The organism is Kitasatospora sp. NPDC101155 (genome assembly GCF_044768305.1).
In the GTDB taxonomy this organism is placed as follows: Bacteria; Actinomycetota; Actinomycetes; order Streptomycetales; family Streptomycetaceae; genus Kitasatospora.
This window is the reverse complement of record NZ_JBIWPN010000001.1, coordinates 448,060-471,362: the sequence shown is the minus strand read 5'-3', so window position 1 is coordinate 471,362 and position 23,303 is coordinate 448,060. Positions and strand designations below refer to the sequence as shown.

The following is a 23,303-nucleotide window of genomic DNA, read 5'->3' as shown; positions in this document are numbered from 1 at the left end:
TCAGCATCCAACCCGACCTGCTTTTCGACGCCGCATGGTTCGGCACCGGTCCCTCCCCTGTGGGGACCGGTGCCGAACCATGCGGCGGCCTCGTGGGCGCTCTCCGAGCACTGGGCCTGGGGCCTGTCCGGACGACGCATTCTGATCGTGCCAGTCGGGGCGCACGCCGAGGAGGGTGCTGGCGTCCGCTCGGTGCTTAGCCGCAGGTCAGGCATATAAAGTGGGTTTTCCGGTCCGGACGTCCAACGGCGGGGGAAGTGAGGGGGGGAGAGGCATTGGCTCCCGACACAGGGGCACGCGCTGCCTTCGCAGAACAGCTCGCGCTGCTGTACAAGGAGGCAGGCAACCCTCCACTCAAGCGCGTGTCCGAGGGGGTCGTCCGGCTGCAGCGGGTCGACGAACGCGGGCTGCCCGTGCGGGTGTCGGCCCAGCGGATTAGTGACTGGCGACGGGCCAGGAACGTGCCTGCCCAGTTCGCCGCCCTCTCCGCCGTACTGCACATCCTGATCCCCGAGGCCCGGCGTTCGCGGCCTGTGCCCGTGTCCGCAGGCCTGTACGACGTGGCCCGGTGGCAGTCCCTGTGGGAGCGGGCGGTGGCCGATCCGGCCGGAGACCGGGCCACCGCATCCGCGGAGGCAGAGGCGGAGGCGCTAGCGGACGAACGGGCCCGTGGCGAAACGCCGGCCGCCATTACCGGCGGCGTGTGTCCGTACCGGGGGCTCGCTTCTTACCGTCGGCAGGATGCCCGATGGTTCTTCGGCCGTGAACGGAGCACGGACACCCTCGTCGCCCTGCTCCGCGCGGCAGAGCAGACAGGTGGCCTGGTCATGCTCGTGGGCGCTTCGGGGGCCGGCAAGTCCTCCCTCCTCCATGCCGGTCTCGTGCCCGCCTTGCAGAGCAATGCGCTGGGAGAGGGGAGCGGGCAGGCTCGTCGCGTTGTGCAACTCGTGCCGGGCGTCGATCCTCTCGCCGAGCTGACCCGTCGTATCCCCGAGCTCGCTGACGTCGTCGCGGCCATGGACGGGTCGGCGCCAGAGGAACCGGCTGCCGTAGCACCTGGCACACCCGAGTTCGCGCGTGCCGTGCGAGGGGCCGTCACCGCCTGGGCCCATCGCGAGGCTGACTCCGCAACCCGTCCGGTCGTGATCGTGGACCAGTTCGAGGAGGCATTCACCCTCTACTCCGACGAAGTGCGCAGGCGCCTCTTCATTCAGGTCCTCCACGCCGCGTGCTCGCCCGCAGAGCCGGGCGAGCACGCCCCGGTGCTTGTCGTCCTCGGCATACGCGCCGACTTCTACGAGCAGTGCCTCAGCTATCCCGAACTGGCCGACGCGCTGCAACACCGCCACATGGTGCTCGGGCCGCTGACCACCACTGAGCTGCGCGAGGCCGTGACCGGTCCGGCCAAGGCCGTAGGGCTGGAGCTTGAGCCGGGGCTGGCGGAGCTCATCGTCCGGGAAGTGAGTGCCGATGGACCCCGCGGGGCGCACAACGCGGGAGTATTGCCGTTGCTCTCACATGCTCTGCTGGCGACCTGGCAGCGGCGGAAGGCGGGGCGGTTGACGCTGGCCGGCTACCGGGCGGCGGGCGGGATCCAGGGGGCGGTGGCCGCAACCGCCGAGCAGGCGTGGTCCGGTCTTGATCCAGCGGCGCGTACCGCCGCGAGGCTGCTCCTACTGCGTCTGGTCCGGCTGGGCGAGGACACCCAGGCCACCCGTAGGCGCGGAACGCGGCGGCAGTTGGCCGAGGAGTCGACGGACCCCGGCAAGACGGAGGAGTCGCTCGAAGCACTGGTGCGGGCGCGGCTGGTGACGCTGGACGCGGAGACGGCGGAGATCACCCATGAAGCCCTGCTGCACGCCTGGCCTCGCCTGCGCGACTGGATCGACGAAGACCGGAACGGCAACCTGCTGCGCCAGCGCCTGGAGGAGGACGGCCGGGCCTGGGAAGGCTCGCATCGGGACTCGTCGCTGCTCTACCGGGGGTCCCGCCTCGAGCAGGCCTACGGCTGGGCGAAATCCGCCGGTGACACCTTCCTGACCCGCAGCGCGGTGGAGTTCCTGGCCGCCTCGGTCAGCCTGCACAAGCGTACGGTCCGGGTGCGCCGGGGTGCCGTGTCGGCGCTGGTCGTCCTCGCCATGTTGGCCGTCGGCGCGGCGGTGCTGGCGTGGCAGCAGCGCGACGACGCTGTCTTCGAGCAGGTGCTCGCCGAGGCCGACCGCGTGCAGTACACCGATCCGTCGTTGTCCGCCCAACTCGACCTGGTGGCCCACCGCCTGCGGCCGAACGACGAGAGCACGGGCAATCGGATCATCTCGATCGTGAACGCGCCGCTGGCCACGCCACTCCTCGGCCACACCGGCGCCGTCTACCTCACCTCGTTCAGCCCGGACGGGCGGACCCTCGCCACCGCCAGCTATGACCACACCGTACGGCTGTGGAACGTGGCGGACCGAACCCACCCCGTCCCCCTGGGCCAACCCCTCACTGGCCATGCGAGTTGGGTGAGCACCGCGGTCTTCAGCCCGGACGGCCATACGCTCGCCAGTGCCTCGGACGACGGCACGATCCGGTTGTGGGACGTACGGGATCCGAGTCGCCCACGTCCGATCGACGGGGCCCTGACCGGCCATGACGGCACGATCTACCTGCTCGCCTTTAGCCCGGACGGCCGCACACTGGCCTCCGCCGACGAGGATCACACCGTCCGCCTGTGGGACATGACTGACCCCGGTCGGCCGAAGACGCTCGGCACCCTGACCGGGCCCACCGCCGCCGTACGCTCCGTGGCGTTCAGCCCCGACGGGCGCACGCTGGCCGCGGGTGGCGACGACGCCACGATCCGGCTCTGGGACATGGCCGATCCCAGCCGTCCGACGCCGATCAACACCGTGCTGACCGGGCACACGGCCACCGTGCACTCCGTGGCGTTCAGCCCCGACGGCGGGACACTCGCCAGCGGCAGCGTGGACGACACCATCAGGCTGTGGAACGTGGCCGACCCACGTCACGCGGCAGCGCTCGGCGCGCCGCTCACCGGCCACACTGGCCCCGTCTGGTCGGTGGCTTTCAGCCCGGACGGAACCATGCTCGCTGCCGCCAGCGCGGACAGCACGGCGAGCCTGTGGAACGTCAGCGACCCGGCGTACCCGTCCCAGGTCGGCGAGCCGCTCGCCGGCGGCAGCGGTGAGATGTACGCGCTCGGCATCAGCCCTGATGGCCGGACGCTCGCCACCGGGAGCGGTGACAGCAAGGTCCGCCTGTGGTCGATCCCGACGTTGGACATGATCGGCCGTATCGGTGCGTTCTGCCCGGACGGACGGGTGTTGGCCACAGCCGCAGGCGACGGCAGGGTCCGACTGTGGAACGTGGAGACGCCCGGCCGGCCAGTGGCGCTGGGCGAACCCTTCGCACCCGGGGGCGGCTCCCTACGGTCGCTGGTGTTCTCCCCTGACGGCAGCACCCTCGCGATGCTGACGGGAGACAACACGGCAGAGTCGGTGCAGTTGTGGAACGTCACCGACCCGGCCCACCCCGTCCCCGACGGCCCGCCCGTCGCACTCCGCACGCGGTTCGCCGGCCCCGACGCGCTGGCCTTCAGCCCGGACGGGCACATGCTCGCGACCGCCTACGACGACCGAACCATCCAGCTGTGGAACGCCGCCGACCAGTCCCACCTCCTCCCCATCGGCGCCCCCCTCACCGGTCACACCGGGTACGTCAACGCCCTTGTCTTCAGCCCCGACGGCCGTACGCTGGCCAGCGGCAGCGCGGACACCACCATCCGACAGTGGAACGTGACCGACTCCCGTCACGTCACCCAACTCGGCGCGCCCCTGAGCGGCCACCTCGGCCCCGTCAACGCGCTCGCCTACAGCCCGGACGGCCATACGCTGGCCAGCGGCAGCAACGACGACACAGTCCGCCTCTGGAACATCTCCGACCCCCTCAGGGCAAGGCCACTGGGCTCCCCACTCACCGGCCACACCGAGGCGGTCGTCTCCCTGACGTTCAGTCAAGACGGCCACATCCTGGCCAGCGGCGGCAACGACAACACGGTCCGCCTCTGGAACGTCGCCCACCCGACCGAGGCCACGGCCATCGGACAGTCGATCAGCCCCAACGCCAAGAGGGGCAACTTCCTGTCGTTCAGCCCCAAGAGCCACCTGCTCGGCGTATCGAGCGGTGCCGACACCGTGCGGCTGTGGAACCTGGAGGTCGACGCGGCGATCGGTCATATCTGCTCGACCACTCGGGGAGTGCTGACACCGGAGAAGTGGCAGGAGTACCTGCCCCGGCTCTCGTACGATCCTCCGTGCGACTATTGACGGCGTGACATCAATCACGCGCCAGCGCCGCAGGCCTGCAGCAGGCTCCCGCCAACAGGGTGGCCTTGCTACGCTTGCGTAGCCCGATCGCTTGCGCATCCCCCGTCGCCAGCGGTCGGGCTCTTGCGTCTGCTACGGGTACAGCTACCCGCCGAGTGCGGTCCCCCTTGATCAGCTCTGACCGAAACCAGTTGAGCCGCTGGGGGATTTGAACCCCTAGCCCCCTCGATGCGACCTATTGGCAGGGTGGTCGTGGGGGCCTGCTGAGTGGTCAGCCGGTCCGTGGAGTGTGGGGAAGGCCGGCGCCTGTTTCGGCGGTTGCTGTACTCCGCTGCTGTGCCCTCCGCACCCGCGCCGGCGGCAGCAACGGCTCCACCAGTGCCCACTGCTCGTCCGCCAGGTCCGACGGATACCCACCCCCAGAACCACTCACACAGAGCTCAACGACCCTGCCAGCCCCACGGCACGGCAGATCTCAAACGCCGTCTTAGCGATCGACGTCGCGGACAACTGCTGTCGCCTCAGGCCGAATTTGCTCCGCTCATCGTGATCGGCCCTCTTGGGGTGACACCTTCGAGGTACGGTCTGAGGCAGTGTCAGTGACGATCCGGGGGCACGATGACGGGCATTGAAATCGCGGTCGGGTACGTGTTCGCCTGGGTACTCCGCAAGACGCACCGACTGGCTGGTCGGGCTGATGCAGAGGTCGATCGCGGCCTGGACGCTGGAATGGACCGGCTGCATGACCTGGTTAGCCGCAAGTTGGGCCAAGACCCCGCGCTTCAGCGAGCACGTGAGGAGGCTGAGTCCGGGCACGAGGAGCTGCACCCGCGCACTCGTCAGCGCCTCGAACTGGCATTGGAAGACGCGACGGAGCACGACGCAGACTTCGCTGCCGCACTGCAGCGGGAGGTGGACGCGTTGCAGGCGCTGTCTGGCTCGGCCGGAGGGGTGTCAGCGGGCAACGGCGGGCAGGCCGTAGGCGGGAACGTGGAAATCCGCGCCGACCATGGGTCTGCGGCTGCTTTCACCATGGGGGACGTGAGCCTGGGAAACCCTCCACAGCCGGGTCCGCACCAGGGCTGAACGCACCCGGCAATATCTCAGCCCCTCAGGTCACAGCACACAACGCCGTCTACGCCGATCGCCATGGGGTCGCCGTCGGCCACGCGGAGTTCGTCGCGTACTACTCCGCTCCTAAGCCTCCGGTGTCCTGGCCCCACCAGGTAGGCGTGATCCCTTCTCGCGCCCGCTCCTTCCAGCACCGGGCTGTCGTGGACGAGGTACGGGAGGCAATCGCCAACGGCGGAACGGCAGTGCTCTACCACGTACTGTCGGGAGCCGGCGGAGTTGGCAAGACCCAGCTGGCCGCAGACTATGCCCGCAACGCATTGCGGTCTGGCACGGTGGACCTGCTCGTTTGGATCAACGCCGGTACCCGCACGACGGCGGTGTCCGGGTATGCCCAGGCCGCTGTCGAGGTTCTGGGCACCGACCCGGGCAATCCAGAGCGCGCCGCAGAAGAGTTCCTCGCCTGGCTTGAACCCAAGGCCGAAGCAGAGCCGTGCCGATGGCTGATCGTCCTGGATGACATCACCGACCCTGCCGATCTACGCGGCCTCCGGCCACCGGCCAACCTCAACGGCCGCACCCTGGTCACCAGCCGACGCCGTGATGCCGCCATAGTTGGGGATGGCCAGCTCCGGGTGCCGGTGGGTCTGTTCACCCCAAACGAGGCCACCGCCTACTTGCGCGCAGCGCTGGCCGCACACGGTCGCTACGAGCCGGCCCAGCATCTTCGGGCCCTCGCCGCCGACCTCGGCTATCTCCCACTCGCCTTGTCCCAGGCCGTCGCCTACCTCATCGACGCCGACCTGAACTGCGCCGACTACCGCGAACTTCTAGCCGACCAGACACGCCGCTTGGCGGATCTACTGCCTGAGCCCGACGCCCTGCCGGATGACCAGACGGCAAGCGTGGCCGCCGCCTGGTCGTTGTCGATCACCCGCGCGGAACGGCTCAGCCTAGCCGGCCTCGCCCGCCCCATACTTCAGCTGGTAGCGATGCTCGACTCCAATGGCATCCCTGACGCTATTTTAACAAGTCGCCCTTTTCTCGCCTTTCTCTCTGTAGTCCTCGACCGCAACGAAGTGACCAACGCTGCTAGGCCGCAAGGTCGACGGTCCTGGCTTTGGAAACGTCAACGAACGCCTAACTGGGTCACAGATCTGCAAGTAACCAGTGCCATAAGGGCTCTGCATCGTCTTAATCTGATAGACCACACCCCTAGCACCCCCCTCCAGACAGTACGCATTCATCAGCTCATCCAGCGCGCGGTCCGAGATGGCATTACTTACGGGCAGCACCTCCTGATCACCCAAGTCGCCGCAGACGCAATCCGTGCCGCCTGGCCCGAGAGCGGACGGGAGGCCGACCTGGTCCGCGCCCTGCATGCGAATGTCGACGCCCTCACCCGTCACGCCGGTGATGCCCTGTGGCAACCCAGCTGCCACTCCCTGCTCGTTCACGCCGGACAAAGTCTCAGCAAGAGCGGCCAGTTCACTGCGGCAGTCAGCCACCACCAATATCTGGCGAACACATCCCACCGTCGTCTCGGCCCCGACCACCCCGAGACCCTAGCCTTCCAAGTGAGCCTCGCAATTTCGCGCGGTGAGGCTGGCGACGCCGTCGGCGCTGCCGTCGAACTCAGCGAGCTGCTGAATCGCACGCTGCGAGTGCTGGGCCCAAAACACATCCACACTCTGACGGTCCGGGGCTACCTCGCCCACTGGCGAGGCGAAGCAGGGGACGCAGCCGGTGCAGTCACAGCCAGCAGGGAGCTGCTGGAACGCATGAGGCGGGTGCTCGGCCCCAAGCATCCTCACACTCTGGCAGCCCGGGCCTACCACGCCCACTGGCAAGGACGTGCGGGGAACGCTGCCGACGCCGTCGACGATTTCGCCAAACTACTGGAGCACGCCCTGCAGCTATCGGGACCTGAACACCCCGACACGCTGACGATCAGGGGCTACTTGGCCCACTGGCGGTGTCAAGCAGGAGACCTAGCCGGGGCGGTCACCGAGTTCGCCCAGCTACTGAACGTCAGGCTTCGCGTACAGGGCCCTGACCATCGCGACACCCTGATTACACGGGGCAGTCTCATCGAGTGTCAGGGGCTGGCCGGTGACGCCGCAGGGGCGGCAGCGGATCACGCCGAGCTACTCGAGCACATGCTGCGGTTACTGGGCCCGGACCACCCTGACACCCTGGGGGTCCGAGTCGGTCTCGCCAAATGGCGGGGGATGGCGGGCGACGCAGCCGATGCTGCCAGTCTGCTTTCAGCGGCCTTTCCCGATGTCGTACGGGTAATGGGCGCGGACCACCCCGCTGCTCTGGCTGTCGGGAGCAGCCTCACCTACTGGCGTGGGATATCCGGAGACACACCCGCTGTAGCTGCTACTGAGGAAACAACTGACGAATGACGCAGGGCACAGCAAGGATGCGGCGCCCAGGCGGGTGGCGTCGCGCCGCCGGCTGACGCGACAGCGGCACCGCTACCGACCCCGCCTCATCCCCCCGGTTCGGGTCACTGGCACCACTGCGGCCGCGACAAGTGGCCGCACTGCGGCCAGCACAGCTGAGGACACCGGCACCCGGCCCACCACGAGAGCAACGACAGCACGGACTCCGAACCGGAGGCCCGCGCTGTCCCCGGAGACGGTAGAGCTGGGGAGTGAGCGGGGAGTGGATCTTGAATCAGCAACCCCGCTCAACCGCGTGGAGCCAACGCCGACCAACCTCCTCACGTAGATGTTCGAGTCTTCCTCCTGAGTGCGGCCTCACCGTGACCTCATTCGGGACGAAGAGGCCGTGGGTTCAAATCCCGCCACCCCGACCCAGTAAGACCAGCTCAGGGCCTGTCTCCCGCAAGGGAGACCGGCCCTGACTGGCTTTCCGGGGACTCTCGGGAGAATCCTGGGAGAAAACCACCGGGAAACCTTCTCCCGAGGCCTACTGCTGAGGCGCCTTCAGCAGGGCGTCCAGAACCGCTACAGGCGAGCCGGGCGACATCCGACGGCGAACTTCGAGTGACGCGAGCCACATCCGGGTCAGCCCCTCCATGAGGTCCCGGCGCATCTCCGGCGTGATGTGGGAGTAGCGAGCCTGGACGGAGCCGTCCTCGTGCCCCATCCGCTCGTCCTTGAGCTTCGCCGGCGTCCGCAGCTCGTCCATCATCGTTTTGTGCGAGTGCCGGAGCCCGTGCGGCGTGGGACCGCGCGCGATCGGCAGCCAACAGGCCTGAGCGCGGGCGGCGGCTCCCCGGCCGCGGGCCGGGATGCCGGGCCACGGGTCAGCCAGCACCGGCACCGGGCGCGCCTCCTCAGGGGCCTTCTTCGGGTACCAGCCGGTGGCCGCCGGCTGGAACAGCCAGGTAGCGAACCCGTTCCGCCGCCAGTGTGCCCACTCCGTGTCCGTAGCCGGGGCGGTGGTGCGCGAGGACGGCCGGATTCTCGCGATTCAGCGAGCCGACAACGGCACCTGGGAACCACCCGGCGGAGTTCTGGAGCTCTCGGAGACGGTCGAAGACGGCGTACGCCGCGCGGTGTACGAGGAGACCGGGATCAAGGTCTCAGTGGAACGACTGACCGGGGTCTACAAGAACGTGACCCGTGGGATCGTCGCCCTGGTCTTCCGGTGCCACCCCGAGGGCGGCAGCGAGCAGCTGTCCGACGAGTCGACGGCCGTCGCGTGGCTCACCCCGGAGGAGATTGCCGACCGCATGGGCGAGGTCTATGCCGTCCGCTTGCTCGACGCCGTCCAGGGCGACGTGGCCCCGCATGTTCGGACACACGACGGCCGGACACTCACCGACATGCCGCAGGCGGGCTGAGTCAGCGGGCCTTCCTGCTCCGCTTGCCCATCTGGCTCCAGACATGGCGGTGGCGGGCGATGGTGAAGATCCGATCCACCCTGTTCGGAGACAGAACCGCCGGCCAGGCGGGCAGGACAGCGGCGATCTGCTCACCGTCGATGACTGTCACCCCAGGCGTTGCCCCGAGCGTGATCTTCTGGGCGCCGACAACGGCGATGACGGGATGAACGGGGACCTCGAAGCCGCACCACTCGGACAGCAGCTTGGCAGTGCGGTTGGCCTCGAACTCGGAGTTCTCCAAGTACGGGAAGCCGTTGCGGTTCACCTTCACGACCTTGTCGCCGACCCAGACGGCAGCCCCCGGGTGATGCTTCGAGTTGACCGTGAAGACGCCCGGCGGGCCTATGACCACGTGGTCGATGTCGGACCCGGACGGCAACGGCACCCCGTGCAGGACCCGCCAGCCGGTGGCTTTCAGAGGTTCCAGGCGGGCACCGACGAACTTCTCGCCTTCGAGACCGCGCAGCGTGCTTGAATCACCGAGGCGTTGACGGGAGAGCTTGGCGGCGAGGCGGACGAGCAGCTTGTACTTCTCCTCACCCTGGCGTACCAGGGTCTCCAATCCCGCGCCGGGCAAGTTCCGTGCGAGGTCGTCCTCTTCCCGCATCGGAGGGAGGAACGGGACTTCCGCCCGAGGCTGCGGCGCCGGAGCCGTGGTTGTCTTCGCGGGCTGTTGCTTTTTCTCTTCTCGGCGTCGAACGGTGCGCGGTGGTACGTGGCTACCGGAGGATTGGCACCACTCTTCGACCTTGGTCAGTGCGAGAGCCTCGAACTCGGGGATGTCGACCGTGACGACACCGGTCTTGCAGTCCAGCCAGGCTACCGAATCGCCTCGGGCACCAGCCCTGTTGACGTAGAGGCGTTCCTTCCCCGGCACTCGCCAAGGCTTGACCACCAGCTCCGTCATGCGTCCCCCTCCGGCGTGCTCTCCCTGACCAAGGTCAGCATGCCCACGTAGCGGTCGGCAGGAACGCAGAGAGCCAGCCGACCAGGCAAGTTCAGCCAGCGGCCAGGAGTCCAAGGTGAAGGGAGTCGAGAGAGGGGTGTGCGTAAAAATCTTCTCTACGGGTTCAAGGCGCCTCGCTCCGCTCGGCGGGGAGGTGGGCGGAGCTCAAAGGGGAAGGCGCATCACGGCGGATCGGAGATCCGGCGTCGACCCCCGGCCTCCTGAACTACTCGAAGAGCAGCCTCACACAAGGTTCGGGGTGACCGCGCACAGCGCGGCGGCGCCGGCCTTCCTCCGGCGCGCGCCCCGCCTCCTGTCTGCGCCCCGGCTGGGGCTTCGCTGTCGTCGGCCGCCCCCGATGGGCGGAAGGCTAAGGCCGGGGCGGTAGGGACAAGCTTCCCCGCAGCGGAGGAGGGTGCGCAAGGTGCGGCTCAGAACCAACCCCACCGGGGTCTGGGGCGGGCGGCTCCACGGTTTTACCCACCTCCCCGGGCAGGGACCCGCGTCGAGCAAGAATGGGGGGCCACTCGGCCAAATTGTGGTCAGGCCCAAAGAACCCTGACCGAGTCGCAGCAGCTTACGGCCCCCCGATCATGCTCGACCCCAGACCGGACAGGACACCAGCCAAAACCGCTACGCCACCCGTACCGCCTGTGACGCGCTTGCCGCTCTCCATCGTCGACTCGGGCCGGCTAGTGGTCGATTCCACCTCGCGAGGCACCAAGAGGCGCATAAAATCTGGGCATGACGGATCTTGAGGGCTGGGACGAGGATGAGGCCGCCGAGGGAGAAGGCGATCTGTCTCCTTGGCAAGACGATGAAGCGGCAACGACCACAATCGACTGGACGGTTGAAACGGTCGTAAGCCAGATGAGGAAGGGACGGATTGATCTCAATCCCAGCTTCCAGCGCCGGGATGCATGGACCCAGATTGCCAAGTCTCGCTACATCGAGTCGCTAATTCAGCGATATCCGGTTCCTCAAATCGTGCTGGCAGAGGATCCAAAGCGTCCAGGAAAGTTTCTTGTGATCGATGGCAAGCAGCGGCTCCTTGCCATTAGGCAGTTCTGTGCCGACCCAAGCGACTCCCGTGATGATGATTGGCAGGACAGGAAGATTCGCCTAACCGGCCTCACGGAGAGTCGCAAGCTGAACGGCATCACCTTCGAGGAGATGGACAGCCGCTTCCCTGCAGAGACGATCCGATTTGAAAATGCCACTGTCCGGGCAGTCTTGCTGCGCAAGTGGCACAGTCAGGATTTCCTCTACACCGTGTTCTATCGCCTAAACTCGGGCAGCTTGAAGCTTTCTCCGCAAGAGCTGCGCCAGGCTCTCTACCCCGGAAAGTTTATGGATTTCATCGATAGCCGGTCTGGGGAAAGTCCAGCCCTCCGATGGCTTCTCCGAAAGTCCAAGCCGGATCGCAGAATGGTAGACGCGGAGCTGCTTCTCAGATTCCTCTCCTTTCATCTTGGGGTTGTCGACTATAGGGGCAATTTGAAGAACTTCCTCGATGGAACTGCCGAGGATCTTTCCAGCAAATGGGAGGGTGGCGCCGAGGCAGAAGTTAAGGCGGCGTTCGACCTGATGGAAGGCTCCATCATGGCCGCGCGGGACGTTTTTGGCGATCACGCATGCCGGAAGTACTCATTGGGTAAGTTTGAGCGCTCGATGAACAGGGCGGTCTTCGATGTTCAGGTCCACTATCTGACAGATCCCCATCTTCGCAACTGGCAAACAGGGCACACCGGCGACACCGTGGCCGCATTCCAGACCCTATGCATGGAAGATAGTGGATTCATTGATTCTATCTCCAGCACCACCAAGACCCCGCTGGCAGTGAGAAAGCGCTTTGAGGCATGGGGGGAGGCGCTATCGAAGGCCAGCGGCCTTCCTCACGAGCTCCCGGAGACCGTTGCGCGGATGCCGAGATGACAGAAGCTCCGTACGACCCGCTCGTGTCGACGATTTTCAGAGTTGCAACTCAGCTGGGCATCTTAGGTAAGGATGGCGAGCCCGCTCAGGATCCCGAGGAAATTACCGATGAATACCTGAACGAGGTATATACGCGAACGCGCGCATTTGTCGTCCTTTGCAGCTCCGAGCTGGAGGAGTTCTTTGAGGCGCGCTGCCTCTCTTTCCTCTCCGACTGCGTAGAGATGGACAGTGGTCGCGAGGGGCATAATTGCATCCACGCCCTGAGCATTCACTTTCGCGCAAACATTGGCAATCTTCTCGAATCTGGCCATTTTGTCGACTTCTACGCAACGCCAAATCAGGCCGGAAAATTTGCAAAGGAGCTTAGGGCGCGAAAGAGGGCGGGATCCGACGATGAGGTTCCCATACTCAACAGGAAGACCCTGGTAGCCAAACTTTGCGTTTGGTATCGAGATAATGTCGTTAGAGTAAGCCATGGAATCAGTGATTCCGATCTGATGACTCTCCTTGCGCCGCTCGGATTTAGTAGGCACTTGGTGAAGGAAGAGTGTCCGACTCTCTGTGCAGCCCTCCAGAGCCTTGCAGCAGCAAGGGGAGAGGCTGCCCATCGGGCCGGCCAATCGAGTGGTTGGCCATTCAAGGGGCTGGCGGCCCCGCTCGAACAGCAACTCTCCGCCAGCGACGCATGGGGGCGGTGGATTGCGGTTGTGGATGCCCTCTACGAGTTTGAGGACCTGATCAAGATCAGATTGGATACTACTGATTCCTCAGCAGAATTTGACGCCAGCCCCGTCTAGACGGCTCCGGACCGCCTGCGGACCGTGTGGCGCTGGTGCCGTGGATCCGCGCGGAGAACCCCGGGAAGGTACCGACAAAGACTGAGTGTCTAACTGCGCTACAACGGGCGCGTACTTCGCCGGACAACCACGGACGTTCGGGGACGGTGTGCGCAGGTCAACGACAGCTTGACCCCAGGTCAAGTGCCCGGCCATGTTCGGGATGAAGAGGCCGCGGGTTCAAATCCCGCCACCCCGACCCAGTCCAGAGGGCCCATCGGAGAGATCCGATGGGCCCTCTGGCGTTTCCGGCTGCTGAGGAGCCGTCAGTAGGGCCGTCCACCTCCAACGGCGACTGCCGCGTGATCCACGACACGTGGCGGGTCCGAGGGCCTTTGGCGTGACAGGGTGTCCGCTCGACGGCGGCCTGGCCGTCGCCCACCGTGCGCAGGCGGGGCCCGATTCCGGCCGTCACGCCCAGGTCCAAGCCCCCGATCAGCATCCGATGTGGCTGCCGCCCGCACCGGGGCCCTGGAGTCGGTGGGCGGCCTGCCGGGTCGGCGGTCGAGGGTCCAGCCGCCACACCCGGTGCGGCCGGCGCGCATGACCCAGCTCCCTGCCGTCGATAGTGACGCTGCCATCTACCAAGACGTCGGTGCGAAGAGGGCGAGCTCGAGGGTGATGACGATCTACAACTCGCCGACCATGCCCCCCGACGAGGCGATGAGCTCACCCACCGGAGACTTCGCCTGCTGGCACAAGCGCTGGGCGAGCTACCGACAGGGAGACCTCGGGTGGGCGGTTAGTCAGCTTCCGGCAGCGGAACTGTGTTGGGCCTGCATGCGTTTCGCGATACGAAGGTCGACCCCTGGTACATCGGTTCTTTGTCGCTGAGAGGCCCAGAGCTTTGCCGAACGACGCTCTTCCCGCCATGTTTACCAACTTTGACGGCTTTGGATCTGTGCCAGGGATAGAAGTCGGGCGCAGCTTCGTCAACCGGCGCGCACTGGCGAATGCCAAGGTGCACCGGCCACTGCAAGCGGGGATCTGCGGCACGGCGTTGCTCGGGGCCGAGTCCATCGTCGTCTCCGGAGGCTACGAGGACGATGAGGACGACGGCGACGTCATCGTCTACACGGGGCAGGGCGGACGCGATCCTGATACAGGTCGACAGGTGCGCGACCAGACGCTCACGCTTGGCAATGCAGCCCTTGTGACGAGCCAGGCGACAGGTGCGCCGGTGCGGGTTGTTCGCGCGGTTCGGCATGGCTCCAAACGATCGGCTCAGCCTAGCTATCGTTACGACGGGCTCTTCCACGTCGAGGATTCCTGGAGCGATGTTGGTCGTTCCGGTTTTCGGATCTGGCGTTATCGACTGGTGCAACGCGACTACGCCAAGAAGGAAACTTCAGGCCAGTCGCTGATCGAGCCCATTGGCCGGACAAAGCCGACTCGCACAGAAGCGACGTTCCAACGGGTCATTCGCAGCACCAAGGTGGCAGAATTCGTCAAGCAGACGCACGACTTCACCTGCCAGGTGTGCGGCGCCCGGCTCCGCACCCCTACGGGCGCCTACGCTGAGGCGGCCCACATCCGCGGCTTGGGGCAGCCGCACTCCGGCCCTGATGTCGCCGGCAATGTGCTCTGTCTCTGTCCCAACCACCACACCCTGTTCGACTTCGGCACCCTAACAATTGCCGACGATCTGACGATTACTGATCACGCTGCAGGTACCGCGATCGGAAGACTGCGCGAGGCTCCCGACCACCAGATAGACCGAGCGCATCTGGCCTATCACCGAGAGCACTATTCGGAAGGCTGGAAGCACTCCACAGATGGTGCATCAAGCGATGACATCGACGCCGAAAACTGAATGGACGGGGCCCTGCCGAATCTCATTGGCAGGGCCCCGTCCATTTGGCGGCGTCAGAGCACGGACGCGAGGGCTGTGCGGGAGGTGATGCCCAGCTTGGGGTAGGCCTTGTAGAGGTGGTGGGCGACGGTGCGGGGGCTCAGGAAGAGTTGGGCGGCGATGTCGCGGTTGGTGAGGCCTTGGGCGGCCAGGCGGGCGATCTGGAGTTCTTGAGGGGTCAGCGGGGTCTGCAGGCTCTGTGGGGAGAGCGGGGTGTCGGGGGCGGGGGTGCCGGTGGCGGAGAGTTCGGTGCGGGCGCGGGTGGACCAGGGGTGGGCGGCGAGGCGGTCGAAGGTTTCCAGGGCGAAGTGGAGGTGGGGGCGGGCGTCGGTGCGGCGGCGGGTGCGGCGGAGCCATTCGCCGTAGAGGAGGGCGGTGCGGGCGTGTTCGAAGGGGCGGTGGGTGGTGGCGTGGAGGTCGAGGGCCGCGCGGTAGGCCGGTTCGGCGAGTTCGTCGGGGCCGAGGAGGGCCTGGCAGCGCAGGCGTAGGGCTTCGGCCCAGGGGCGGTCGGCGGCGGCGGTCCAGCGGGCGAAGCGTTCGTAGGGTTCGGCGGCGCGGTCCGGGGTGCCGAGGCGGACGGCGGCCTCGACCAGGTCGGGGACGGCGCGGGTGGCGCAGACGTGGTGGCGGTGCGGACCGGTGGTGAGGGGGTGGAGGCGGTCCGCGGCGCCGGCGGCGCGGCCCTGGCCGAGGTCGAGCAGGGCGAGTGCCCAGTGGGCCCAGGGGCGGCCGGCGGCGGGGGCGGCGGTCTGCGGGCCGGTGGTGGCGAGGGCGGTGGTGGCCAGTTCGGTGCAGCGCTCGGTGCGGCCGTCCAGGGCGGCCAGGTAGGCCAGCAGGGCGCTGAGTTGGCTGACCCACTGGTGCTGGCCGGTGTCCCGGGCGAGGGCGAGGGCCTCGGTGGCGGTGAGTTCGGCGTCGGCGTGGCGGCCGTGGAAGAGCTCGGCCTCGGCGAGGAAGAACTGCAGGGTGGGCATCACCCCGACGGTGCCCTTGGCGCGGGCCTCGGCGACCAGTTCGCCGCCGAGTTCGACGGTCTCCTCGTCGCGGCCGAGGATGAGGGTGGCGCCACAGAGCTGGACGAGGTCGACGGGGGTCTCGGCGCCGGCCCGGCGGGCGGCCCCGGCGCTCTCCCGGACGGGCGGCAGGGGCCCGGCGGGTCTGCCGAGGGCCGGGAGGACGGCGGCGGGCAGGTGGCGGGCGAGCGGGGCCAGGGGGTCGTCGGGGGCGAGCGGGAGGGCGCCGAGCCGGTCGAGCACCGCGACCACCGCCTCCTCCCCTGCGTACCAGGCGGCGTGGAAGGCCTGGAACAGCATCCGGGCGGCGTGCGAGGGCTCGATGTCCGTACCGGCGGCGTCGAGCAGCAGCCGGTTCGCCGTCGGGTACGAGCCGCGCCAGAAGTGCGCGGTGGCCCGGACCTGGTCCAGCAGGGCGTGCGCGAGGACGTTGTCGGTGCGGCCGGCGGCCTCGTCCGCGAGCGCCTCGGCCCGTGCCAACTCGCCTTCCTCGGTGGCGGCTTCGGCCGCCAGGACGAGCCGGCGGGTGGCGGCGTCGCGGTCGGGGGTGAGCCGGGCGGCGCGCTCGTACGCGGCGGCGCCGCCGTGGCCGCCGCGGCGCTCGGCGCGGACGGCGGTGCGTTCCAGTGCGTCGGCGAGGTCGGCGTCGGGGGAGGTGGCGGCGAGGGCGCGGTGCCAGGTGCGGCGGTCGCCGTCGGGCAGCGCCTCGGCGATGGTCCGGTGGACCGTCAGCCGCTGGTGGTGTGGTGCGCGTTGCAGGATCGCGGAGCGCAGCAGTGGGTGGCGGAACGCGATCCGACGGTCGGCGGTGACCGTCACCAGGCCGGATTCCTCGGCGGGGGTGAGCTGTTCGGCACCGACGCCGAGCGCGGCCGCGGCGGGCAGCACGACGTCCAGCTCGCCGCTCTCCTCGGCGGCGGCGATCAGCAGCAGGGCCTGGGTGGCCGGGGGCAGGCCGGTGACCTGGCCGTGGAAGGCGATCAGCAGCCGGCTGGTGAGCGGTAGCCCGCCCGCGGTGTGCGGCTGCGGCCCGGCGGTGACCGGGAGTTCGGCGAGGGCGAGCGGGTTGCCGGCGGCCTCGGCGAGCAGTCGGTCGCGGACGGCGGCGGGCAGGTCGGGACCGGCCCGGTGCGCCAGCAGGCGGGTGGCGTCGGTCTCGGACAGGCCGCTCACCCGCAGTTCGGGGAGGCCGAGTTGCCGCTCCGCGGAGGCACCGCCCTCGGTGCGGGCGGCGAGCAGCAGGGCGACCCCCTCGGCCTGGAGCCGCCGGGCGGCCAGCAGCAGCGCGTCCAGGGAGGCGCGGTCCAGCCACTGCACGTCGTCGATCACGCACAACAGCGGTTGTTCGGAGGCGAGTTCAGCGAGCAGTCCGAGGGTGGCGAGGCCGACCAGCAGCCGGTCCGCAGTCGCCGTCGACGAGTCGCCGAGCCCGAACGCCGCTTCCAGGGACCGCCGTTGCGGCCCGGGCAGGGCGTCCAGCCGACCCAGACCGGGGGCGAGCAGCAGGCTCAGCCCGGCGAAGGGCAGTTCGGCCTCGTACTCGACGCCGGCCGCCCGGATCACCCGGAAACCCGCCCCGGCCCGCGCGACGGCGTCGTCGAGCAGCGCGGTCTTGCCGATCCCCGCCTCGCCGCGCAGCAGCAGGACCCCGCTGCGTCCGTCCCTCGCCGCCGCCGCCAACAGTCCTGCCACGGCGGCCTGTTCGTGTTCCCTCCCGTACAGCATGCCCCCGACCCTACCCAGCCGGCCGCCGGTACCCCGCGGCGAGAGCTACGTACCGCCATGCCTATACGTGACTGATTCGCCCGGCCCGGCCCGTCCATACCTTGGTTGAGCAGCGGGAACGACCCGCCCAACCACCCACCGGAACACGGGAGACAGCCATGACCGAGATCACCGTCGCCGCCCTCCAGCAGCTCGCCGAGCGCTACCTCGCGGTCTGGAACGAGACCGACCCGGCGGCCCGCCGCAAGCTGATCGACGAGGTCTGGGCCGAGGACGGCCGCTACACCGACCCGCTGGCCGCCGTCGCCGGCCGGGACGCGATCGACGCGCTGATCGGCGCGGCCCAGGCCCAGTTCCCGGGGCTGGAGTTCACTCTCGGCCCGGTGGACGCGCACCACGACATCGCCCGGTTCACCTGGAACCTCGGCCCGGCTGGCGCCGAGCCGGTGGTGATCGGCTTCGACGTGCTGGCGGCCACCCCGGACGGCCGGATCGGCGCCGTGTACGGCTTCCTGGACCGCGTGCCGGGCGCCTGAGCCGCTGGCGCGACCCGCCCGGAGGGGCGCCGCCGGGCCACCCGACGGCGCCCCTCCCCGAACGACCCGGAACGGGAACCGGAACCCGAGCCCGAACCCCGAACCCGGCCCCCGAGCCCGGACCCCGGACCCCGCCCCGAGCCCCGAGCCCTTGAGGAGAGCCCGAGATGAGCACCGCCCTGGACACCCGGCGGTCGGCCGAAGCCGCGGCCGTCGCTGCGCCGAAGACAGCCACGGCCCCCAAGGGCCTGCTGCTGGTCGTCCTGACCGCCACATTCATGACCGCCCTCGACGTCTTCGTCGTCAACGTCGCCGTCCCCTCCCTCCAGGCCGACCTGGGTGCCGGCCCCGCCGCCGTCCAGTGGGTGATGGCCGGGTTCAGCCTGGCCCTGGCGGCCGGGCTGGTCACCGCCGGCCGGCTCGGCGACCGCTACGGCCGCCGCCGGGTGTTCGTGCTCGGCCTGGCCCTGTTCACCCTCGCCTCCGCCGCCTGCGGCCTCGCCCCCACCGCAGGCGCCCTGGTCGGCTCCCGGGTCGTCCAGGGCCTGGCGGCGGCGCTGATGGGCCCGCAGGTGCTGGCGATCCTGCGGACCGCCTTCAGCGGCGCGGCGCAGGCGCGGGCCTTCGCCCGGTACGGGCTGACGATGGGCGTCGGCGCGGTGTTCGGTCAGCTGATCGGCGGGCTGCTGATCCGCGCGGACCTCCTCGGCCTCGGCTGGCGCAGCTGCTTCCTGATCAACCTGCCGATCGGTCTGGCCGCCCTCGCCCTCGTCCGCCGCTGCCTGCCGGAGTCGCGTGCCCCGCAGCGGCCCGGCCTGGACCCGGTCGGCGTCCTGCTGGTCACCCTCGGGCTGACCGCCCTGGTGCTGCCGCTGATCCAGGGGCCGGGGCTCGACTGGCCGCTGTGGACCGGGCTCTGCCTCGCCGCCTCGCTCGCCCTGCTCACCGCCTTCGCCGTCCACCAGCACCGCACCACGCGTGCCACGCGGACCACCACCCACATCGGCGACGCAGCCCCGCTGGTCGACACCCGGCTGTTCCGCAGCCGCGCGTTCAGCGCCGGACTGCTCGCCCAGCTCGCCTTCTGGCTCGGCCAGGCCTCCTTCTTCCTGGTGCTCGCCCTGCACCTGCAGTTCGGCCGCGGCCTGGACGCGCTCGGCGCCGGACTGGTGTTCACCGCGATCGGCCTCGGCTACCTGATCACCTCCAACACCACCCACCTGGTCACCGCCCGGCTCGGCGAGCCGCGCACGATCACCGTCGGCGGCCTGCTGATGGCCGCCGGGCTGGGCCTGCTCGCCCTCGCCGCCTACGGCGCGGCGGACGGCAGCGCCTGGTGGCTGGCGCCCGGGCTGTTCGTCGACGGCCTCGGCATGGGCCTGGTGATCGCCCCGGTCACCACCGTCGCCCTGGCGGCCGTCGAGCCGCAGCTGGCCGGTTCGGCGGCCGGGGTGGTGTCGACCGTGCAGCAGGTCGGCGGCGCCGTCGGGATCGCGCTGATCGGCCTGGTCTACTACGGCGCGGGCGACGCGACCGCCGCCTTCGGCCGCAGCGTGACGGCGCTCGCGGTGCTGGAGCTGGTCCTCGTGGGACTGGTCCGGCTGCTGCCGCGCACGGCCGGGCGTTCCCAGAGCCCCGGGCGCGGTTAGAACCCGGGCGCGGTTGGAACCCCGGGCGTTCTCAGGACCCGGGCGTTCGTGAACGTCCCGGGAACGGAACGGAACGGAGCGAACGGAAGGAACGGAAGGAACGGAACCGGCGGGTGGATCGAACCCACCCGCCGGTTCCGTTCCCTCCCACCGATCGGGTTGGATGGTCGGATGAGCGAGGAGAAGAGCGCCGTACCGGCGTGGGAGCAGCGCTTCAGGGCGGCCCGGGTGTCGCTGCCGGACTGGGCCGAGGACGCCCCCGACCGGGCCCTGTACGTGTCCAACTCGACCGGCACCTACGAGGTCTACGCCTGGGACCGCGCCACCGGAACCCACCGTCAGGTCACCGACCGCCCGAACGGCACCACCGACGCCGAGCTGTCCCCGGACGGCGCCTGGGTCTGGTGGTTCGACGACCACGACGGCGACGAGTTCGGCGTCTGGCGCCGCCAGCCCTTCGCGGGCGGCCCGGACGAGGAGGCCGTGCCCGGTCTCGCCCCCTCCTACTCGGCCGGCCTGGCCCTCGGCCGCGACGGGACGGTGGTCGTCGGCCGTTCCACCGACGAGGACGGCACCACCCTGCACCTGCGCCGCCCCGGCGCCGCCGAGCCGGTCGAGATCTACCGGCACGAGGAGTACGGCGGTGTCGGCGGCCTGAGCCACGACGGCACCCTGCTCGCCATCGACCACACCGAGCACGGCGACGCGATGCACTCCGCGATCCGCGTGGTCCGCCTCGGCGGGGACGGCATCGAGACGGTCGCCGAGCTGGACGAGGTGACCGGCCGGGACGAGCCGCGCGGCGTCGCCTGCCTGGGCTTCGCCCCGGTCGAGGGCGACACCCGCCTGCTGGTCGCCCACCAGCGCACCGGCCGCTGGGAGCCGATGATCTGGGACGTCACCACCGGCGCCGAGACCGCCCTCCCGCTGCGCGACGAGCAGGGCCGCGAGCTGCCCGGCGACGTCTCCGCGCAGTGGCGCCCCGGGGCCGGGGAGCTGCTGGTCGAGCACGAGTACGAGGCCCGCAGCGAGCTGTTCTCGTACTCGCTCGCGGACGGCCGGCTGACCCGCCTGGACACCCCGCGCGGCACCGTCGGCGGCGCCACCGCCCGTCCGGACGGCACCGTGGAGTACCTGTGGTCCTCCGCCGCCGAGCCCTCCGCCGTCCGCTCCACCGCCGGTGCGGTCGTGCTGCGGGCGCCGGGTCCGGTGCCGCCCGGTTCCGTCCCGGTCGAGGACGTCTGGGTGGACGGCCCCGGCGGGCGGGTGCACGCCCTGGTGCAGCGCCCGGCCGGCCACGCCCCCAGTGACGGCCCGCTGCCGACCGTCTTCGAGATCCACGGCGGCCCGACCCACCACGACAGCGACTCCTTCGCCGCCGGTCCGGCCGCCTGGCTGGACCACGGCTTCGCGGTGGTCCGGGTCAACTACCGGGGCTCGACCGGTTACGGGCAGGCCTGGACCGACGCGCTGCACGAGCGGGTCGGCCTGATCGAGCTGGAGGACATCGCCGCCGTACGGGAGTGGGCGGTCTCCGACGGCCTGGCCGACCCGCAGCGCCTGGTGCTGACCGGCGGCAGCTGGGGCGGCTACCTGACCCTGCTCGGCCTGGGCGTCCAGCCGGAGAGCTGGTCGCTCGGCGTCGCCGCCGTACCGGTCGCGGACTACCACGCCGCGTACGCCGACGAGATGGAGGCGCTGAAGTCGCTGGACCGCACGCTCTTCGGCGGCACCCCGGAGGAGGTCCCGGAGCGCTTCACCGCCTCCTCGCCGCTGACCTACGTCGAGCAGGTGCGGGTGCCGGTCTACATCAGCGCCGGGGTGAACGACCCGCGCTGCCCGATCCGGCAGATCGACAACTACGTCGAGCAGCTGGGGCGGCTCGGCAAGCCGCACGAGGTGTACCGGTACGACGCCGGGCACGGGTCGCTGGTGGTGGAGGAGCGGATCAAGCAGCTGCGGCTGGAGATCGACTTCGTCCGGCGCCACCTCGGCATGCCCGGCGGGGCCGTGGGAGGGGCTGGGTGAGGCGTCCGCTGACGCTCGCGGGAGCGGCAGTGGCGGGGGCGCTGGTGCTCACCGGCTGCTCGGGCTCGCACGCCGCCGAGGCGGCCTGCCCGCCCCCGGTCGGTCCCGTGCTGCCCAGCCCCACGGCCGCCGTGCCAACCGTGCCGCCCGTGCCGCCCGCTCCGACGGCGGGCGCCTCGACGCCCCCGGCGGGCGCCGTGCCCGGCGCGCCGCTCGCCACGGCGACGAAGGCGGGCGCGGCGGGGGCCGGGGTCGGCTCGTTCGTCGTCCGGGCGGCGTACCAGCCCGGCGACGGCACGGTCCAGCTGGCCAAGGGCTCCAGCGGGTCGAAGGGGTCCAGCGGGTCGAAGGGGTCCAGCGGGTCGAAGGGGTCGTCCGGCTCGGGATCGAAGGGCTCTAAGGGCTCGAAGGGGTCCAAGGGGTCGAACGGGCGCACCGTGCACCACCACATCGACCACTACGACTCGGGCGGGGCCGGCGGTCGCGGCCACTGCGACAACGCAGTACCCGAGGAGGACGACGACATGTCGACGCCGTTCGGCGGCGTCGGCCCGGCCGTCCCCTCGCAGACACCGGGTCAGCCGTCGGCCCAGCCGCCGGCTCCCACCGCGACCCCGACCGCGACCCCGACCACGACCCCATCGGCGGTCGCGACCCCGGCCAAGCCGGTGCCCGCGCCCGGCAAGCCCACCCGGTAGGGCTCCGAAGGGTCAGTCCAGGACCGGGTCCAGCCCGAGGGCCCGGTCCTGCTCCGCCTCCACCTCGCGGCGCAGCAGGCGGAACCACATGAAGACCACGAAGCCCGCGAAGACGAACCACTCCAGGGTGTAGCCCAGGTTCTGGAAGGCGCGCAGGGTGAGCCCGTCGCCGCCCTGCGGCTGCACGGTCGGCACGGCCGTCAGCCCGGTGGGCACCTGGTCGGCGGCCACCCAGCCGTCGTACCAGCCGTCGTATTCGAGGACGTTCAGCAGCGAGGCCCGGTTGATCATGCCGAGCTGCCCGGCGGGCCGACCACCCGCCACCGCGCCGTTGCTGCCCACCGCCTCGTTGGCCTGCAGCCGTCCGGTCACCGTCACCGGTCCGGTCGGCGGCGCCTCGGCCACGGCCCCGGACGGGGCGCCGGGCACCCAGCCCCGCACCACGGCGACGGCGTGTCCGTCGGCGGTGCGCAGCGGGGTGAGCACGTAGTAGCCCTGCTTGTCGCCCAGCACCCGGTTGGGGACGAGGAGTTGGTGCTCGGTGTCATAGCTGCCGGTCACCGTGACGGGCTTGCCGACGGTCTGTGTGGTCACCTGCGGGCTGGCCTGGGTGAGCAGGTCGTCGATCGGCTTTGCGTCACTCGAAGCGGTGAGGGACTGCTTGGTCTCCTGGTGCACGGTGACGCGGTCCTCGAATCGGCCGAGCTGCCAGGTGCCCAGCCAGACGCACACCGCCACGGCCGCCATGGCCAGTGCGGTGCCGCTGAGCCAGCGCGGAGTCAGGAGGAACCGGTACACACCCCCCACGGTAACCATTCCTC

At 69.6% G+C, this 23,303-nt stretch carries 14 protein-coding genes and 1 pseudogene; 11 read left to right on the top strand and 4 right to left on the bottom strand.

The window, feature by feature from the left end; translation table 11 throughout:
- Positions 1 to 275 precede the first annotated feature (275 nt).
- The 3 genes from ACIRYZ_RS02275 to ACIRYZ_RS02265 all read left to right on the top strand — a co-directional run bounded on the left by ACIRYZ_RS02275 (position 276) and on the right by ACIRYZ_RS02265 (position 7,810).
- Entirely contained in the window at positions 276 to 4,328 is a 4,053-nt protein-coding gene (locus ACIRYZ_RS02275; protein WP_402938374.1) for an AAA family ATPase, read from the top strand.
- 618 nt (positions 4,329 to 4,946) lie between these two features.
- Positions 4,947 to 5,414: a hypothetical protein gene (locus tag ACIRYZ_RS02270; RefSeq protein WP_402938371.1), complete on the top strand. Its 468-nt coding sequence runs from the start codon at positions 4,947 to 4,949 to the stop codon at positions 5,412 to 5,414.
- 188 nt (positions 5,415 to 5,602) lie between these two features.
- Complete coding sequence (locus tag ACIRYZ_RS02265) at positions 5,603 to 7,810, top strand: tetratricopeptide repeat protein (protein ID WP_402938368.1); 2,208 nt, start codon at positions 5,603 to 5,605, stop codon at positions 7,808 to 7,810.
- A gap of 529 nt (positions 7,811 to 8,339) precedes the next feature.
- Here ACIRYZ_RS02265 and ACIRYZ_RS02260 read toward each other — a convergent pair.
- Positions 8,340 to 8,789, bottom strand: a pseudogene (locus tag ACIRYZ_RS02260) (LacI family transcriptional regulator); the annotation flags it as partial.
- Positions 8,790 to 8,796: 7 nt separating this feature from the next.
- On the opposite strand from ACIRYZ_RS02260, the gene ACIRYZ_RS02255 reads away from it, so the two are divergent.
- The gene (locus ACIRYZ_RS02255) at positions 8,797 to 9,219 is read left to right on the top strand and encodes an NUDIX hydrolase (RefSeq protein ID WP_402938535.1); all 423 of its coding nucleotides are present in this window, start codon (positions 8,797 to 8,799) and stop codon (positions 9,217 to 9,219) included.
- 1 nt (position 9,220) lies between these two features.
- On the opposite strand, the gene ACIRYZ_RS02250 is transcribed toward ACIRYZ_RS02255, so the two are convergent.
- Entirely contained in the window at positions 9,221 to 10,168 is a 948-nt protein-coding gene (locus ACIRYZ_RS02250) for a nuclease-related domain-containing protein (RefSeq protein ID WP_402938365.1), read from the bottom strand.
- Positions 10,169 to 10,951: 783 nt separating this feature from the next.
- On the opposite strand from ACIRYZ_RS02250, the gene ACIRYZ_RS02245 reads away from it, so the two are divergent.
- From ACIRYZ_RS02245 to ACIRYZ_RS02235, 3 genes are all read left to right on the top strand, one after another.
- Complete coding sequence (locus ACIRYZ_RS02245) at positions 10,952 to 12,142, top strand: DUF262 domain-containing protein (protein ID WP_402938362.1); 1,191 nt, start codon at positions 10,952 to 10,954, stop codon at positions 12,140 to 12,142.
- Positions 12,139 to 12,942: a hypothetical protein gene (locus tag ACIRYZ_RS02240; RefSeq protein WP_402938359.1), complete on the top strand. Its 804-nt coding sequence runs from the start codon at positions 12,139 to 12,141 to the stop codon at positions 12,940 to 12,942. The genes ACIRYZ_RS02245 and ACIRYZ_RS02240 overlap by 4 nt, the downstream gene beginning before the upstream one ends.
- A gap of 910 nt (positions 12,943 to 13,852) precedes the next feature.
- A complete protein-coding gene (locus ACIRYZ_RS02235; protein WP_402938357.1) occupies positions 13,853 to 14,794 on the top strand; it encodes a YDG/SRA domain-containing protein in 942 nt (313 codons plus the stop codon).
- Between the two features lie 53 nt (positions 14,795 to 14,847).
- Here ACIRYZ_RS02235 and ACIRYZ_RS02230 read toward each other — a convergent pair whose 3' ends face one another.
- The gene (locus ACIRYZ_RS02230) at positions 14,848 to 17,571 is read right to left on the bottom strand and encodes an ATP-binding protein (RefSeq protein ID WP_402938354.1); all 2,724 of its coding nucleotides are present in this window, start codon (positions 17,569 to 17,571) and stop codon (positions 14,848 to 14,850) included.
- 158 nt (positions 17,572 to 17,729) lie between these two features.
- On the opposite strand from ACIRYZ_RS02230, the gene ACIRYZ_RS02225 reads away from it, so the two are divergent.
- From ACIRYZ_RS02225 to ACIRYZ_RS02210, 4 genes are all read left to right on the top strand, one after another.
- On the top strand, positions 17,730 to 18,107 hold the full coding sequence (locus tag ACIRYZ_RS02225; protein ID WP_387621260.1) for a nuclear transport factor 2 family protein: 378 nt from the start codon (positions 17,730 to 17,732) through the stop codon (positions 18,105 to 18,107).
- Positions 18,108 to 18,274: 167 nt separating this feature from the next.
- The gene (locus ACIRYZ_RS02220) at positions 18,275 to 19,756 is read left to right on the top strand and encodes an MFS transporter (RefSeq protein ID WP_402938352.1); all 1,482 of its coding nucleotides are present in this window, start codon (positions 18,275 to 18,277) and stop codon (positions 19,754 to 19,756) included.
- A 171-nt stretch (positions 19,757 to 19,927) separates the two neighbouring features.
- Positions 19,928 to 21,784 carry a S9 family peptidase gene (locus tag ACIRYZ_RS02215; RefSeq protein ID WP_402938349.1) on the top strand — a complete coding sequence of 619 codons (1,857 nt, stop codon included), beginning with the start codon at positions 19,928 to 19,930 and terminating at the stop codon, positions 21,782 to 21,784.
- Positions 21,781 to 22,482, top strand: a complete 702-nt coding sequence (locus ACIRYZ_RS02210) for a hypothetical protein (RefSeq protein WP_402938346.1) — start codon at positions 21,781 to 21,783, stop codon at positions 22,480 to 22,482. The genes ACIRYZ_RS02215 and ACIRYZ_RS02210 overlap by 4 nt, the downstream gene beginning before the upstream one ends.
- 12 nt (positions 22,483 to 22,494) lie before the next feature.
- On the opposite strand, the gene ACIRYZ_RS02205 is transcribed toward ACIRYZ_RS02210, so the two are convergent.
- Positions 22,495 to 23,280, bottom strand: a complete 786-nt coding sequence (locus tag ACIRYZ_RS02205; RefSeq protein ID WP_402938344.1) for an SURF1 family protein — start codon at positions 23,278 to 23,280, stop codon at positions 22,495 to 22,497.
- Between the last annotated feature and the right edge of the window lie 23 nt (positions 23,281 to 23,303).

Coding starts and splice junctions, on each gene's coding strand:
- ACIRYZ_RS02245 (WP_402938362.1), top strand. CDS start 10,952: ATGACGGATCTTGAGGGCTGGGACGAGGATGAGGCCGCCGAGGGAGAA.
- ACIRYZ_RS02220 (WP_402938352.1), top strand. CDS start 18,275: ATGAGCACCGCCCTGGACACCCGGCGGTCGGCCGAAGCCGCGGCCGTC.
- ACIRYZ_RS02215 (WP_402938349.1), top strand. CDS start 19,928: ATGAGCGAGGAGAAGAGCGCCGTACCGGCGTGGGAGCAGCGCTTCAGG.
- ACIRYZ_RS02235 (WP_402938357.1), top strand. CDS start 13,853: ATGTTTACCAACTTTGACGGCTTTGGATCTGTGCCAGGGATAGAAGTC.
- ACIRYZ_RS02225 (WP_387621260.1), top strand. CDS start 17,730: ATGACCGAGATCACCGTCGCCGCCCTCCAGCAGCTCGCCGAGCGCTAC.
- ACIRYZ_RS02270 (WP_402938371.1), top strand. CDS start 4,947: ATGACGGGCATTGAAATCGCGGTCGGGTACGTGTTCGCCTGGGTACTC.
- ACIRYZ_RS02250 (WP_402938365.1), bottom strand. CDS start 10,168: ATGACGGAGCTGGTGGTCAAGCCTTGGCGAGTGCCGGGGAAGGAACGC.
- ACIRYZ_RS02240 (WP_402938359.1), top strand. CDS start 12,139: ATGACAGAAGCTCCGTACGACCCGCTCGTGTCGACGATTTTCAGAGTT.
- ACIRYZ_RS02230 (WP_402938354.1), bottom strand. CDS start 17,571: ATGCTGTACGGGAGGGAACACGAACAGGCCGCCGTGGCAGGACTGTTG.